The organism is Cryobacterium sp. GrIS_2_6, from assembly GCF_035984545.1.
Taxonomy (GTDB): domain Bacteria; phylum Actinomycetota; class Actinomycetes; order Actinomycetales; family Microbacteriaceae; genus Cryobacterium.
The window spans coordinates 3,765,251-3,780,226 of record NZ_JAXCHP010000001.1 but is presented as its reverse complement, the minus strand read 5'-3'; the positions used below and the strand labels follow the sequence as shown (position 1 = coordinate 3,780,226).

Sequence of the window (14,976 nt, the reverse complement as noted above, 5' to 3'; positions counted from 1 at the left end):
CATGATCCACGGGACTCCGACAGCGTCCACAAACACCGACGAGCGGGATGACGCACCGGGCGCGGAGTCTGCGACGGCGATCGCCGAAGTCGAGGAGCAGCTGAGCGTGCTCGCCGGGTTGATCCGGGCGAGCATGCGGGATGCCGCGCTCTTCATCGACGCGTCGCTGCAGCCGTTCGCGTTCAAGCTCCTGCGCCACATCGAGCGCTACGGGCCGACGCACTCGAGCGCGGTCGCCGCGGCGCTCTATGTGGACAAGAGCGTGATCAGCCGCCAGGCGAAGCAGCTCTGCGAGCTCGGTCTCGTGCGCACCGAAGTCGACCCGGACGACGGCCGCGCCCGGTTCCTCGCCGTCACCGACCTGGCACGGGCCAAACTCGACGCGGTACGGAACGGTGAGACCGCGATCGTGCACAAGCGCCTGAGCGACTGGCCGACGGACGACCTGCACCAGCTCGCCACGCTCCTCGCCCAGCTCAACACCCCGTAGCCCGCGCCACGCCGCGGCCGCCGTGAGTCAACTGTGGCCCGTACGGACGACTGTGGCCGGTCTCCCGGCACAAGTTGTCCGTCACGGCAACAGTTGCCGGGCGGGCGGATGCCGCGGGTCAGGCGAGCGGAAGCGACACCCGGAACTCGGTGCGGCCCGGCCGGCTCGACACCGTGACCTCGCCCTGGTGCGCGGTCACGACAGCCTGGACGATGGCGAGGCCGAGTCCGGTGCTTCCGGTTCCGCGGAACCGCGAACTGTCGCCGCGGGCGAAACGCTCGAAGAGGGTCGTCTGCAGGTTCGCTGGGATTCCGGGGCCGTCATCCGTCACGGTCACGATCGCACGGCCGTCCTGCTCGGACAGCGCGACCTCGACGGTCGTCTCCGGCGGGGTGTGGATGCGCGCGTTCGCGAGCAGGTTGGTGAAGACCTGGTGCAACCGGGGCGTGTCGCCGATGGCCTGGATCGGCTCATCGGGAAGCTCGAGGTTGAGCACCCGGTCTCGGCCGGCCGCGTGCGCATCGCTGACGACGTCGACGAGCAGGCTCGTGAGGTCGACGGTGCCGTGTTCCAGTTCGCGGCCCTCGTCGAGGCGGGCGAGCAGCAGCAGGTCCTCGACGAGCCCGGTCATCCGTACGGACTCGGATTCGATCCGGCTGAGGGCATGCAGGGCATCCGGCGGCAGCTCCTGGCCGGAGCGCCGGGTGAGCTCGGAGTAACCTCGGATCGAGGCGAGGGGCGTGCGGAGCTCGTGGCTCGCATCCGCGACGAACTGCCGCACCTTGTTCTCGCTTGCCTGACGGGTCTCGAGGGCGAGGTCGACGTGGTCGAGCATGCGGTTGAGCGCGGAGCCGACCTGGCCGACCTCGGTACGGGGGTCGGTGTCTGCGGCGGGGACCCGGTCGACGAGGCTGACCTCGCCGCGGTCGAGCGGGAGCTCGGAGACGCGGGCGGCCGTTGCCGTGACGCGCTGCAGCGGGCGGAGGGCGAGGCGCACGATCCACATCGCGAGGATCGCGACGACGATGATGCCGACGAGGGAGACGACACCGATGATCATGGCGAGCTGTGTCGCGGTGCCGTCGACCGTGGTGAGCGGGAGGCCGACGATCGAGAGGGTGCCGCTGCGGCTCGAACTTGCGAGGATCCGGTAGTTGCCGACATCGCCGCCGAGGTCGACGGTGACGGGCAGCGCGGTTCGGGTCTGGCTCGCGAGGATGTCGGCCTTCTGCACGAGGAGGTCGACCTGGTGGGCCGTGAGTGCGACGATCGTGCCGGTGTCGTCGGTGTAGCCGGCCGTGAGCGTGGAGTCGTAGAAGACGAGGGCGAGCGTGCCCGGCTGGCCAGGGCCGTTGAGGATGACGCTCGCGGAGGGCGTGAACAACGGAAGCGCGGCACCGGTGCCGAGGTCGTTGTCGCGGCGGCCCTCGAGCATCGAGTGCGACCGTTCGGCGGCGGAGCTCACCTGCTGGTCGAGGCCCGCGAGCAGGTTGGCGCGCAGCACCGTGACACTCACGACACCGATCGAGATGCTCACGAGGGCGAGAAACCCGACGACGGCGAGTACGAGCCGGCGGCGGAGGGTCCAGGGGGCACGTCCGGATCGCAGCCAGAGCGGGCGCCGCAGCCACCGCGGGCGGCGGAGCCACTGCGGTCGACGTGACGGATGCTGCCGGCCGGGTCGTGCGGCCGAGCCGGCCGGGTCGTGCGGATCAGTCCGGTCGGCCGAGTCAGCCGTGTCAGCCGGGTCAGCCGGGTCAGCCGAGTCAGCCGTGTCAGCCGGGTCAGCCGCGTCAACCGCGTCAGCCGGGTCGAGCGCATCCGGCCGGTTGGTCGGCGTCATCACGCGGTTTTCAGCATGTACCCCGCACCGCGCACGGTGTGGATCATCGGCTCGCGTCCCGCATCGATCTTCTTCCGCAGGTAGGAAATGTAGATCTCGACGACGGAGGACTTGCCGCCGAAGTCATAGCTCCAGACCCGGTCGAGGATCTGGGCCTTGCTCAGCACGCGGCGAGGGTTGCGCATCAGGAAACGGAGCAGTTCGAATTCGGTCGCGGTGAGCTCGATGGCGTCGCCGGCCCGGGAGACCTCGTAACTGTCCTCGTCGAGGGTGAGGTCACCGACGGAGATGCGCGGGTCGACGGAGTCGGACACGGCCAGTGTCGAGCGGCGGATCAGGCCGCGCAGCCGGGCGACGACCTCTTCGAGGCTGAACGGCTTGGTGACATAGTCGTCGCCGCCCGCGGTGAGGCCGGCGATGCGGTCGTCGAGGGAATCCTTCGCGGTCAGGAAGAGCACGGGAGTCTCATAGCCGTCGGCGCGCACGCGCTGCAGCACCTGGAGGCCGTCGATGTCGGGAAGCATGATGTCGAGCACGATCGCATCCGGCCGGAACTCGCGCGCGACGGTCAGCGCCTGGCGTCCCTCGCCGGCGGTGCGCACCTCCCAACCCTCGTAACGGAGGGCCATCGAGAGTAAATCTGTGAGCGTGGGTTCGTCGTCGACGACGAGCACTCGAATGGGGCTTCCGTCGGCTTTGTGGAGACGCGGCCCGCGGGTCGAGTGGTCAGTTTCACGTGTGCTCATAGATCTCAGTATCGCGAGCTTTCTATGAAAAGCCTATGCGGGGGCCTTGGCGCTCCTGTGAATGGGGTTCACGCCCGCACTGCCCCTCCCCTGCCGCCCCATCGTTCCCACCCTGCGCCCCAACCAATTCGACGGATCCGTTGGGCGGGAACGGCGGTCGCGGCTGGCACAATGGGGAGGGTGACCGATACCCTGCTCCCGCTTTTTGAGCCGGCACGGTCACTCACGGTCTCCGCGGCAGCCGCATCTGTAGTATCCGCCGCCGTCGCCGTGCCTGCGCCGGCGATCGCCCCGCACCTGCTGCGCGTCGTCGCCGACTCAACGGACTGGGCGGCCTGGATGCGCGCCCGCAACCAGGGCATCACGGCTACGGATGTCGCCAAGCTCGCCACTCCCAAATCGGTGCAGAACGCGGCCAATGACAAGATGAACGGCAGCAACTTCGGCGGCAACACCTACACCGACCACGGTCGCGTCCGCGAGCCCGTGATCGCGGCCTGGGTGCTCGACAACTACGGTATCGAACCGAGCACGACCCTGTTCCATGCCGCCGGCCACCGCCGCCACCTCGCGACGCCCGACGGCGTGGGCACGGACGCCCGGACGCTCGAACTCTCGGAAATCAAGACGACGAACAAAGCGTGGCGCAGCATCCCGCGATCCTATATGCGGCAGGTCTGGTGGCAGCAGTATGTGCTCGGCGCTGATCGCACGCTGCTGGTCTGGGAGCAGCACCGGGACTTCGTGCCGATCCGGTCACAGCCGGAATGCCGCTGGATCGAACGCGACGAGGACCAGATCGCAATCCTGGTCGGCTACGCGAACCAGCTGATCGATGTGCTCAACGCCATGGCGACCCGGGCGCAGCAGGCTCGGGCGTAGACGCGGCTGCCGTCGACAAGGCAGTCGGCGAGACGGGCGTCGCGACGGGTGTTGTGGCGACGGCCTCGTCGGGCGTAATGGCCTCGATCGGCACGGCGGCGGTCCGTGCAGCTGACCTGGCACGGCGGCGCTTGCGGAGCGCGGACACGGCGCCGCTCGCGAACATGTACCCCATGTATCGCCCTTACGATTCCAGTGAGATAGGAATCGTTCGATCATGGCCGAACGGCTTGGGTTCAGGGGCAATTCAGATTTGGTCATCTCACCGAAATCGTAAGGCCGCCATGTATGCGAACAGCAGCCCGGCGATGATGGGCACGATCCAGCTGCGGCTCTGACCGTTGACAGCGTTGTTCACCCAGCCGACCCACGGCACGGAGTACCAGAGTCGACCCTGGATCTGCACCGGGAGCACCTGGTCGGCGTCCGCGACGCTGTTGTTGTCGCCCTTAAAAGTGAAGGTGCGTCCGCCTTCGGAGCTCGAGCTGATCGCGGTGACCCGGTGGGTGATCACGCCCGGCTCCCCCGAGCGGATCTGGTAGGTGACGACGTCGCCGATCCGGATCTCGTCCGGGGTGACCGGGCGCACGATGATGAGCGTTCCGGGTGGCAGGGTGGGTTCCATCGAACTGGTCAGCACGATGAGCGGGGTCGACCCCGTGACCTTGGGAACCACGATCAGCAGCAGCGCGAGGGCGACCACGAGGAGCAGGATCGCTCCGCTGACCGCGAGCCCGAGGTAGTGCAGCAGGCTCTTCTCTGGCGGGTCGACGCGTGCCTGGGCCTCGTTCACAGCCGCACCGGGCACGGATGCCGCGGGTGCCGGCCCGTGTTCCGGTGCCGGCTGAAGTTGGGTGCTGGTCATTCGGGGTCCTCCTCACTGCGGCGGCGGCGGGCAAGCAGCAGGAAGATGCCGACCCCGAGCAGTAGTCCGCCCACGAGGAGTACGGGCGCGGGCGGCTCGACCCCGGTGTGGGCGAGGATGCCTGCGCTCGCGGCGGCGGCGGACCTCGTCGGAGCGCTTGTCGCCGGCGTCGCCGGAAGCACGGGGACGATTGTTCCCGGGTCGTCGCACGCGGATGCGGCGAACGGCCCGCCATCGGCATCCCGCATCGCAATGAGCAGCCCGAGACTCGCGCTCGCTCCCTGGTCGACAGTGCCAGAGACATCCGCCATGGTGAACGTGACGACGAGTTTCATCGTGCCGCCGGCCGCGATCGGCTGCGACGACACCACGATTCCGCAGCGGTCGAGCCCGCGGAGGGTGCGGGAGAGGGTGTCACCGGTACCGGAGTTCCAGGCGGACAGGGTGACGTCGTCGGCGTACCCGCCGGCCGGCAGCAGCACGTCGTGCGCACTCACCCGCACCTCGGCCGGCGCAGCTGTCGGGTTGCGCACCCACAGGGCCGACTGGGTTGAGCCGCGCGGGATGAGCAGATGGAGCCCGTCGAAGAGTCCGGCGCTGAGGGTGGTGCTGAAGTGCACGCCGTCGGCGCTCAGAAGCAGGTCGACGGGGACGGTCGGGGACGGGGACGAGATCGAGGCCGGTGTCAGGGTCGCGGACGGGGTCGGGGTCGCGGTGCTCGCTTGTGCCGGGGTCGCGACGGCGCCGAGCCCGAATACGGCGGCCAGCGCGGCGATGCTGACGGCGATCCGGATGGCTGCCGTCACTCGGCCAGGTCCGGACGCCGGCGACGGAGTGGTGAACAGGCGCATCCTCATCATCAGCCCACGTTCGTGAGAGTGAAGGCCTGGGTGGCGCTGCCGACAACACAGGTCTTCGCGACGACTTGGATGTCGCCTTGCGGGGTGAGGGCGTTGACGTTGTCCAGGCACTTGTTTGTCTGGACGTTCTTGATGGTGAAGGTGCCGTTGCCGCCCGTGATCGGCACAACCGACCAGGTCTGGCTCCCGGAGCCATCAAAGGTCCGGATATCCGCGTTGACATTGCCCGTCCCGCTGAGGTCCCAGTAGCGGTTGGCCACATATTTTGCGCGGACCGTATAGGTCGTCCCGGAAGCGACGGCAATCTGCCAGGCCTGGTTGTCGAAGGACGTTGTCTTGCAGCCGAAGAAGATCAGTAAGGTCCCGCTCGCAGTCTGTTCCTTCTCACCGTCGATGCACGTTTCGGTTCCGGCGATCTTGACCTTGTACCAGGCAGACGGGTTGATTCCGAGGGTCGTGACATCCGTCCCGTCGGAGACGGGCGAGGCATCCCCTGCAGCGTCGAAGGCCTTGACCGTGTAGGTGTACTTCGTGAGAACGTTGAGCCCCGTGTCGGTATAGGTGGTCGTGGTCGCCGACGTCGTGCCGATCAGGGTCCCGTTGCGGAAGACCTGGTAGGTGGCGATCGCCGCGGAATCGGCCGGTTTGGCCCAGGTCAGGGTCGTGCCGTGGTCGGTCGTCGCGGAGGCGACGGGCGCGCCCGGAGTGAGGGTGTTGGCAACCGTCTGGGTCGCGTAGACGGCGCTGGCGGCGATCGACCAGGTGCCGATGGTCGAGGTGAGGGTTACTGTCGGCACGGCGGAGATACCGACGAGTGCAAAGCGTTGCGCCTGCGTGATCGTGCTGCGCACACAGAAGTATGCGGACGTTCCCACGGCGAGTGCCGCCGCGCCGCTGCCTGCGAAGGTCAGGGCCGAGGTCCAGTGCTGGCCGGTGGGTTCGGTCGAGGTCGCCGTCGTCGAGCAGGCCGCCGCGGTCGCGACGGGCCAGGTCTGCAGGTCGACGCCGGTCGAAAGTGTCGTCGCGGGAGCAGTGAGCGTGAGTGTGTACGGCGCCGGGATGTTCCCCCTGTTCGTAACAGTCACGACCTTGGTGATCGACAGTGTGCTCGAGTCGTACAGGACGGCGAGCGTGTCGAAGCCGGTCTGCGTGACGGCCAGGCTGCCGGCGGTCACGGACGCGGTTGCGGTCACACCCGGCGCGGTCCAGCTCGCCTGGGCGACGCTCGTGCCCGCCAGGGTGAGAGAGAGGGCGAACGCGAGCGTCAGCATCCGTTTGGGCGAACGGATGAGTGGAGCGCGGCGTTGCACGGAGGACATGGCTCAGGCCTGGATTCCATCGATGACGATGCCGAAGTTCGCGGCGGAGAGGCCCTGGGTCGTGGCCGGGGCGGAAAGCGGCAGGGTGACGGAAACGCAGAGAATGGTGGACCCGCCGACCGGGAGGGTCTTGCCCAGACTCGTGACGACCGGGGTGGTGTTGAGGACTGCGGACCAGGTCGGGGCGGGCACAACCGGGCAGGCCCCGACGTAGAGGCCGATGCTCAGGGACGCCGAAAGCGTCGTCGCCGGAGCCGGGGGAGTGAATCCGGCGATCCGGAGTGCGAGAGGAACATCGCCAAGGTTGGTGACGGTGACCGGGGCGCTGACCGTGACGCCCGGGTAGAGCACGCTCGTCGGCAAGGTGAGAGTCGACACGGTGAGGGTCGCGGTACCGGACTTGATGGTCGTCGCCGCAGACACAGGGGCACTCGCATTGAGGTAGGCGTAAGAGCCACCGGCGCCGAAGACCGCAAGGCAGATCGCGGCCGTCACAGAGACCGCGGTTGAGACGATTGTCCGAAGAGAGGGCACCCGCGTCGCGGCGCGCAGGCCTTTTCGAAGGATTGACTGGACCCGAACCATACGGGAAGGCGTTTGGAGGGGAAACATGTGCACCCCCAATTCATCGACCAACAGTGTTTCTGAGGCTAGGAAGCCGGTGCGTCTGGCCGAGACCGGACGCACCGGCGGGACCGACTAGATCTGGGTCAGGAGGACGGAGAAGTTTGCGAGGCTTACCGAACCGCCCTGAGCGGAGTTGTCGATGCCGCTTCCGAACGGCCAGGTGATCTTTGCGGTGACGGTCACGGTGCTTGCCGTCTTGTCGACTGTGTACCCACCACCCGTTGCGGCGGCGAGATTGGCGGTGAGAACTGCACTAGCGCTCAAAGTCGTCAAAAGTGCCTTGTCGGCGGTAGTCGCGTTGGCGGGCACAGTGATCGCGGCCCCGCTCAGGGACAGGGTCGCCTTGAGGTTGTCGCCGGTGGCTGAAATGTTGAGCACCTTTGTGTACGTGAGGACGTCGCCCGGAACAGCCTTGTACGCCGCGATATTCGTGATCGGGACAGGCAAGGCCGCGCCGACCGTACTCGTCCATGTTCCGGGCGCGGCGGGCGACGGCTCGGTAACGGACAAGGTGCCGGCCGCGATTGTCGCGGCGCCACCAGCGGTCGCCGTCGAGTTCCACGAGGCGAAGGTGCCCGCACCGCCGAGGAGAAGCGCCACGCCGACCGCGCCAGCGATGGAGCCTTTGAGAAGCTTGTTCATGATGGATCCTTTTCGACGCCGCGGAGGGCATCAGGGTAAGTGCAGGCCGAGATTCGGCCGACCAAAGCGGGAAGGACAATTCATTCGTTGCCCGGGTCGGAAGGATCGCGCCACTTCGGGTGCGGCGCGAAATTCCAACACGGGCGACGGGTCGCCGAATACAGGCCAAAGCCACGCCAGTCACCCGGTGGAGCTCGACTCGAACGGTCCCCCTAAATGAGGACTTCGGTCCCCCTTTATGTGGACAGACTACGACGGCGTGCTACGCCATATCCAGAGTTCCAAGCCCCCAAGGTGAGGCACATCCACCGTTTCGGCACCCCCAGATCGAGTCACGACGCTAACCGAATCCGGCCGGTTGCCGACGGTTTTTGAGGCTGTCCCCCCGGTTCCCGCCGAGAGACAATGGACTCATGGGAAATGCAACGAACGTGCCCCCGACCATGCGCGCCCTCGTGATCGACCGCACCGGCGCGGCCGAGGAGTTACATCTGGACACCGTGCCGACGCCGATTCCCGTGCTCGATGAGCTCATCGTGCGGGTCGTCGCCGCGGGGGTCAACCCGATCGACGCGAAGACCCGGGCCGGCTCGGGCGCCGCCGCGGCGATCCCGGCATTCCCCGCCGTGCTCGGCTTCGACTTCAGCGGAATCGTGGTCAGCTCGCCGTACGAGGCCTTCCCGCTGCAGCCCGGCGACGAGGTCTACGGCATGACCCGCTTCCCGCGCACAACGGGCAGCTACGCCGAGTACGTCGCCGTCTCGAGCATGAGCGTCGCCCTCAAACCATCCACCCTGAGCCACATCGAAGCGGCGGCCGTGCCCGTCGCGGCCCTCACCGCGTGGGAAATGGTCGTCGAGATCGCCGAAGTCACACCCGGTGAACGGATGCTGATCCACGCCGGCAGCGGCGGCGTCGGCCACTTCGCGGTCCAGATCGCCAAGGCCTTCGGGGCATACGTGATCACGACGGGTTCGCCCCGCAACGCCGAGTTCCTGCGCCAGCTCGGTGCCGACGAGGTCATCGACTACACAAGCATCCGCTTCGATGAGGTGCTCGCCGACGTCGACTCGGTGATCGACCTGATCGGTAATGTGCACGACGACACTGGCACGCGGTCGCTCCGCATCCTCCGGCCAGACGGGGTGCTCGTCAACGCGCCGAGCGGAAGCTGGCCGACCCTGCAGGCGGACGCCGAGGCAGCCGGCGTGCGGGCCACCGGATTCAAGGTCGCCGCCGACGCGGACGCGCTGGACTGGATCACGAAGATGATCGACGACGGTGCGGTGCGCCCCCACATCGACCACGTCTTCGAACTCGCGGAGGGCCCGGCCGCCCACCGCCTGATCGAGGCGGGACACACCCGCGGCAAGATCGTGCTCCGCATCTCCGATGTCGGAGTCTCGGGAACGGGCGCGTGAGCCCGGCCTCGGGCGCCGGGCCGACGATCGTCTGGTTCCGCGACGACCTCCGGCTCGCCGACAACCCGGCACTGCACGCGGCCGCGGAACGCGGACTCCCGGTCCTCGCCGTCTACGTACTCGACGAGGAATCCCCGGGTGTCCGGCCGCTCGGCGGGGCGTCACGCTGGTGGCTGCACGGCAGCCTCCGCGCGCTTGGCGACTCCCTGGCGGCACTCGGCGGGAAGCTGCTGCTGCTGCGCGGACCGGCGGCCGACGTCGTCGGCGCGCTCGCGGCATCCGCCGGCGCCGGTGCCGTGTTCTGGAACCGCCGTTACGGCGCCGCGGAGCGCGAGGTCGACACCGCTATCAAGGCGGGGCTGCACGCCGACGGGGTCGAGGCCCAGAGCTTCGCCGGTTCGCTGCTCTTCGAGCCGTGGACGATCCGTACCGGCCAGGGCACCCCGTACTCGGTGTTCACTCCGTTCTGGCGCGCCTGTGTTGCCGGCCCTCCACCGCGCGAGCCGTATCCGGCGCCCGCCGCGATCGACGGCTGGCCGGGGACGATGTCCTCGGATGACCTCGACGACTGGAGTCTCCTGCCGACCCATCCGGACTGGGCCTCCGGCCTCCGTGCGGCCTGGCAGCCGGGCGAGGCCTTCGCCGTCGAGGCCCTCGAGACCTTCCTGCACGAGTCGCTCGCGCGCTATGCCGACGATCGGGACGCCCCGGCCCAGGCCGCGACGAGCCGATTGTCGCCCCGGCTCCGCTGGGGCGAAGTGAGCCCGTTCCAGGTCTGGCACGCGACCCAGCGGGTGCTGCGCGGGGCGGATGCCGCCACCGCGTCGAGCGCTCATCGGTTCCTCACCGAGCTCGGCTGGCGTGAGTTCAGCTACCACGTGCTCTTCCACGCGCCCGATCTCGCCACCTCGAATCTCAAGCGCGAGTTCGACCGTTTCCCGTGGCCGCCGCTCGACGGCCGGGTGCTCGAGGCGTGGCAGCAGGGCCTCACCGGCATTCCCCTCGTCGATGCCGGAATGCGGGAACTCTGGCAGACCGGGAGTATGCACAACCGGGTACGCATGGTCACCGCTTCATTCCTCACCAAGAATCTACTGGTGGACTGGCGCGTGGGCGAGCGCTGGTTCTGGGACACACTCGTCGACGCCGACGGCGCGAGCAACCCGTTCGGCTGGCAGTGGGTCGCCGGATCGGGCGCGGACGCGGCACCCTATTTCCGGGTCTTCAACCCCGAACTGCAGGCGGCGCGGTTCGACCCGCACGGGGAGTACACCCGCGAGTACGTGCCCGAAATCGGCACGGATGCCTACCCCGCTCCGCTCGTCGACCTCGGCGAGACCCGGCGCGCGGCTCTCGCCGCCTACGAGTTCGTCAAGGCCGCGAAGTCGCCCCCCGCCGCGGTTCCCGCGCCCTGAGCCGCCGGTTCAGAGCGCGCGTTCGAGCACGTAGTCGTCCTCGTAGCGGTCGCCGACGAGGAAGTGCTTGGTGCCGACCCGCGCGAAGCCGTGTTTCCCGTAGAAACGGATGGCCCGGGCATTCTCCTGGTTCACCCCGAGCCAGGCGCCACGCGCGCCGCGATCCCGCGCCGCGTCGAGTGTTGCCCTCATGAGCACTGCGGCCACTCCGCGCCCGTGGCTTTCGGCGCGCAGGTAACACTTGCTGAGCTCGACGGTCGGGCGGATGCCGATGGCCGCGAGCACCTCCGGGTCACCGGGTTGGCCGAAGATCAGCATGGTGTAGCCGAGGGAAAGCCCGGTCTCCGAGTCTTCGGCGAGGAACAGCATCCGCCCGGGGTCGGCGAGGTAGGCGTCGAAGTTCGACTCTGAGAGAACGTCCTGCACGAAGGCCGCGATCGCCTCGCGAGTCGTGTGCGGAGGACACGCAAGCACGAAGGTCGCCGCCGCGAGTTCGGCGAGCACCGCGGCATCCGCCGCCGCCGCCGTACGTATCGATATCACGTCCCCACCCTACCGACCCCGTCGGCCCGCGAAAGCGGGTGAAACGTCGCTAACCTGTGGTCAGAACGACGATTCACCCGCTTTCGCGACGGCGGGGCGAGGTAGGGCGAGGTGGATTAGAGGTAGCGGGCGTAGGCGCCGACGGTGAGGAAGGTCGGGAACTCGGGTTCGAGCGCTGAGGTGCGGAAGACCGACAGGGCGTCGTCGAACCGGTCGCCGGGCGTGCGGGGCAAGCCCGCGAACACGTCGGCGACCTGCTCCTCGACCCAGGGTCCGTCGATCCGCACGCCTTCGGCGGTGACCGAGTTGTCGTGGATCCATTGCCACACCTGCGAGCGGGAGATCTCCGCGGTCGCGGCATCCTCCATCAGGTTGTCGATCGCCGCGGCTCCCACGCCGCGCAGCCAGGACTCGATGTAGCGCAGCCCGATCGTGATGTTGTCGCGCACGCCGGCGGTCGTGATCTGCCCGCCGACGGATGCGACGTCGAGCAGTTCCGCGGCAGTCACGCTGACGTCGTCGCGGGTGCGGTCGAGCTGGTTCGACCGGTCGCCGAGCACCGCATCGAACTCGGCCTGGGCGGTCGGGATCAGGTCGGGGTGGGCGACCCAGGTGCCGTCGAAGCCGTCGCCGGCTTCGCGCTTCTTGTCCGCAGCGACCTGCTCGAGCGCCCGTTCCGTGACGAGCGGGTCGCGCCGGTTCGGGATGAAGGCGCTCATGCCGCCGATGGCATACGCGCCGCGGCCGTGGCAGGTCGAGACGAGCAGCTCGGTGTAAGCCCGCATGAACGGCACGGTCATCGTGATCTGCTTGCGGTCGGGGAAGACGAACCGGCGCCCGCGGGCGCGGAAGGTCTTGATGATGCTGAAGATGTAGTCCCAGCGGCCGGCGTTGAGGCCGGCGCAGTGGTCGCGGAGCTCGTAGAGGATCTCCTCCATCTCGAAGGCGGCCTGGATCGTCTCGATCAGCACGGTCGCGCGGATCGTGCCGTACGGCACGCCGAGCGCGTCCTCGGAGTGGCTGAAGATGTCGTCCCAGAGCCGGGCCTCGAGGTGGCTCTCGAGCTTCGGCAGGTAGAAGTACGGTCCACTGCCGCCCTCGATCAGGCGCTGGGCGTTGTGGAAGAAGTACAGTCCGAAGTCGACGAGGCTGCCGGAGGCGCTCATCGTGCGGTTCGCCCGGTCGACGAAGCTGATGTTCTTCTCGACGAGGTGCCAGCCGCGCGGGCGCATCACGATCGTCGGGGTCGCGCCGGTCGCGTCTCCCGTGACGGTGTACTCCTTGCCCTCTGCGCTCGTGAAGTCGAGCTGCCCGCGGACGGTGTCGAACAGGGTGATCTGGCCCTCGATGACGTTGGCCCAGGTGGGGCTCGTGGCGTCCTCCTGGTCGGCGAGCCAGACCTTGGCACCGGAGTTGAGCGCGTTGATGGCCATTTTCCGGTCGGTCGGGCCGGTGATCTCGACACGGCGGTCTTCGAGGCCGGGGCCCGCGCCGGCGACGCGCCAGCTCGGGTCGCGACGGATGTGCGCCGTCTCGGTGAGGAAGCCGGGGTCGCGCCCGTTGGCGGCGTCCACGCGCTTCCGCAGCCTGGTCGCGAGCAGGTCGTGGCGGGTACCCGCGAAGCGGTCGTGCAGCTCTGAGACGAAGTCGAGCGCAGCGGGAGTGAGGATCTCGTCGTAGCGGGCACCGAGGTCGCCGGTGACCTCGAGGTGCGGCTGGATCATGGCGAAGCTGCCGGTGTTCGTGGTCGGGGCGACCGTGTCGGTCGTCGCCAGGGGGGAATTCATGGGGTTCTCCTTCTGGAGGGTGAGGTCAAGGTGTTCGGGGCGGTGAGCGGATGCGGCCGGCCGGGTGGCCGCATCCGCTCGGGGTGAGACGGGTCAGGGCGTGGATCGGGTTAGAACTGCTCGGCCTCTGTGGAACCGACGAGGGCGAGCGTCGCGCTGTTGGGGTTGAGCGCGGTGGCGATCTTGTCGAAGTAGCCGGTGCCGACCTCCCGCTGGTGGCGGGTGGCGGTGTAGCCGTCTGCCTCGGAGGCGAATTCGGCCTCCTGGAGTTCGACGTATGCGCTCATCTGGCGTTCGGAGTAGTCCTTTGCGAGGGTGAACATCGAGTGGTTGAGGGCGTGGAAGCCGGCGAGGGTGATGAACTGGAAGGCGTAGCCGGCCTTCGCGAGCTCGCGCTGGAACGCCTCGATCTGAGCGTCGTCGAGGTGTGACTTCCAGTTGAACGAGGGCGAGCAGTTGTAGGCGAGCTTCTTGCCGGGGAACTGCGCGTGGATCTCGGCGGCGAATCGCTGCGCGAGCTCGAGGTCGGGTTCCGAGCTCTCGACCCAGAGCAGGTCGGCGTACGGCGCGTACGCGAGGCCGCGGGCGATGACGACGTCGATGCCGTTCTGGGTGTCGTAGAAGCCCTCCGCGGTGCGCCCGCCGGTGAGGAACTCCTGATCGCGCTCGTCGATGTCGCTCGTGATGAGCGTGGCGGCAAGGGAGTCGGTGCGCGCGATGATGATCGTGGGCACGCCAGCGACATCCGCTGCGAGACGGGCGGCGTTCAGGGTGCGAATGTGCTGGCCGGTGGGGACGAGGACCTTACCGCCCATGTGGCCGCACTTCTTCTCGCTCGCGAGCTGGTCTTCCCAGTGCACGCCGGCCGCTCCGGCCTCGATCATCGACTGCATGAGCTCGTAGGCGTTGAGCGGGCCGCCGAAGCCGGCCTCGGCGTCGGCGACGATCGGCGCGAGCCAGTCGATGCCGGTGCCGGTTCCGCCGTTCGCGGCTGCTTCGCTCGACTCGATCTGGTCGGCACGGAGCAGCGCGTTGTTGATGCGGCGCACGACCGAGGGGACGGAGTTCGCGGGGTAGAGCGACTGGTCGGGGTAGGTCTGGCCGGAGAGGTTGGCGTCGGCGGCGACCTGCCATCCGGAGAGGTAGATCGCCTTGAGGCCTGCGCGCACCTGCTGCACGGCCTGGTTGCCGGTTAGGGCGCCGAGGGCGCGCACCCACTCGGGGTTCTGCGCCGTGCCGTTCTGGTGAATGAGCTTCCAGAGGTTCTCGGCGCCGCGGCGGGCGAGAGTGCGGTCCTCACGGACCGAGCCGCGGAGGCTGATGACATCCTCCGCGGTGTAGTCGCGGCGGATGCCGTTCCAGCGTGCGTCGGCCGCCCACTCGAGGGCGAGTTCGGCGGCGGTCTGGGTCTGGTCGCCGGGGCGGGCTGCGTTCTCGGTCATGCTGTCTCCTTGGGTTTGCGTCATTGCTTGCCTGTGACACCTACTCTGCGGTGGTTGCGCGACCCGAACCCCTCCTGGAATCACAGAAGAAATG

The 14,976-nt window shown here is 68.3% G+C and carries 14 protein-coding genes; 4 read left to right on the top strand and 10 right to left on the bottom strand.

Annotated features, from left to right (window positions below; all coding sequences use genetic code 11):
• The first annotated feature begins 1 nt into the window (after position 1).
• Positions 2 to 490 carry a MarR family winged helix-turn-helix transcriptional regulator gene (locus RCH22_RS18335; protein ID WP_327015071.1) on the top strand — a complete coding sequence of 163 codons (489 nt, stop codon included), beginning with the start codon at positions 2 to 4 and terminating at the stop codon, positions 488 to 490.
• A gap of 118 nt (positions 491 to 608) precedes the next feature.
• Here RCH22_RS18335 and RCH22_RS18330 read toward each other — a convergent pair whose 3' ends face one another.
• Together RCH22_RS18330 and RCH22_RS18325 are read right to left on the bottom strand one after the other, a co-directional pair.
• On the bottom strand, positions 609 to 2,333 hold the full coding sequence (locus tag RCH22_RS18330) for a HAMP domain-containing sensor histidine kinase (RefSeq protein WP_327015070.1): 1,725 nt from the start codon (positions 2,331 to 2,333) through the stop codon (positions 609 to 611).
• On the bottom strand, positions 2,333 to 3,079 hold the full coding sequence (locus tag RCH22_RS18325; protein ID WP_327015069.1) for a response regulator transcription factor: 747 nt from the start codon (positions 3,077 to 3,079) through the stop codon (positions 2,333 to 2,335). Before RCH22_RS18325 ends, RCH22_RS18330 begins: the two co-directional genes overlap by 1 nt.
• Before the next feature lie 339 nt (positions 3,080 to 3,418).
• Here RCH22_RS18325 and RCH22_RS18320 point away from each other — a divergent pair, with 339 nt between their 5' ends.
• Positions 3,419 to 3,961, top strand: a complete 543-nt coding sequence (locus RCH22_RS18320) for a YqaJ viral recombinase family protein (protein ID WP_327015568.1) — start codon at positions 3,419 to 3,421, stop codon at positions 3,959 to 3,961.
• A gap of 262 nt (positions 3,962 to 4,223) precedes the next feature.
• Here the strand turns inward: RCH22_RS18320 and RCH22_RS18315 are convergent, their stop codons facing one another.
• The 5 genes from RCH22_RS18315 to RCH22_RS18295 all read right to left on the bottom strand — a co-directional run bounded on the left by RCH22_RS18315 (position 4,224) and on the right by RCH22_RS18295 (position 8,274).
• The gene (locus RCH22_RS18315; RefSeq protein WP_327015068.1) at positions 4,224 to 4,826 is read right to left on the bottom strand and encodes a signal peptidase I; all 603 of its coding nucleotides are present in this window, start codon (positions 4,824 to 4,826) and stop codon (positions 4,224 to 4,226) included.
• Positions 4,823 to 5,632 carry an LPXTG cell wall anchor domain-containing protein gene (locus RCH22_RS18310; RefSeq protein ID WP_327015067.1) on the bottom strand — a complete coding sequence of 270 codons (810 nt, stop codon included), beginning with the start codon at positions 5,630 to 5,632 and terminating at the stop codon, positions 4,823 to 4,825. Before RCH22_RS18310 ends, RCH22_RS18315 begins: the two co-directional genes overlap by 4 nt.
• A gap of 53 nt (positions 5,633 to 5,685) precedes the next feature.
• Positions 5,686 to 7,005, bottom strand: a complete 1,320-nt coding sequence (locus RCH22_RS18305) for an RICIN domain-containing protein (RefSeq protein WP_327015066.1) — start codon at positions 7,003 to 7,005, stop codon at positions 5,686 to 5,688.
• 3 nt (positions 7,006 to 7,008) lie between these two features.
• Complete coding sequence (locus RCH22_RS18300; RefSeq protein WP_327015065.1) at positions 7,009 to 7,500, bottom strand: hypothetical protein; 492 nt, start codon at positions 7,498 to 7,500, stop codon at positions 7,009 to 7,011.
• Between the two features lie 204 nt (positions 7,501 to 7,704).
• A complete protein-coding gene (locus RCH22_RS18295; protein ID WP_327015064.1) occupies positions 7,705 to 8,274 on the bottom strand; it encodes an alternate-type signal peptide domain-containing protein in 570 nt (189 codons plus the stop codon).
• A gap of 413 nt (positions 8,275 to 8,687) precedes the next feature.
• Between RCH22_RS18295 and RCH22_RS18290 the strand changes: the two genes are divergently transcribed.
• Positions 8,688 to 9,695 carry an NADP-dependent oxidoreductase gene (locus tag RCH22_RS18290; protein ID WP_327015063.1) on the top strand — a complete coding sequence of 336 codons (1,008 nt, stop codon included), beginning with the start codon at positions 8,688 to 8,690 and terminating at the stop codon, positions 9,693 to 9,695.
• A complete protein-coding gene (locus RCH22_RS18285; protein ID WP_327015062.1) occupies positions 9,692 to 11,110 on the top strand; it encodes a deoxyribodipyrimidine photo-lyase in 1,419 nt (472 codons plus the stop codon). Before RCH22_RS18290 ends, RCH22_RS18285 begins: the two co-directional genes overlap by 4 nt.
• Positions 11,111 to 11,119: 9 nt before the next feature.
• Here the strand turns inward: RCH22_RS18285 and RCH22_RS18280 are convergent, their stop codons facing one another.
• The 3 genes from RCH22_RS18280 to aceA form a co-directional block, all read right to left on the bottom strand.
• Positions 11,120 to 11,653: a GNAT family N-acetyltransferase gene (locus tag RCH22_RS18280; RefSeq protein ID WP_327015061.1), complete on the bottom strand. Its 534-nt coding sequence runs from the start codon at positions 11,651 to 11,653 to the stop codon at positions 11,120 to 11,122.
• A gap of 116 nt (positions 11,654 to 11,769) precedes the next feature.
• Complete coding sequence (gene aceB / locus RCH22_RS18275) at positions 11,770 to 13,377, bottom strand: malate synthase A (RefSeq protein ID WP_327015567.1); 1,608 nt, start codon at positions 13,375 to 13,377, stop codon at positions 11,770 to 11,772.
• A gap of 173 nt (positions 13,378 to 13,550) precedes the next feature.
• Positions 13,551 to 14,882: an isocitrate lyase gene (gene aceA, locus RCH22_RS18270; RefSeq protein WP_327015060.1), complete on the bottom strand. Its 1,332-nt coding sequence runs from the start codon at positions 14,880 to 14,882 to the stop codon at positions 13,551 to 13,553.
• Positions 14,883 to 14,976 lie beyond the last annotated feature (94 nt).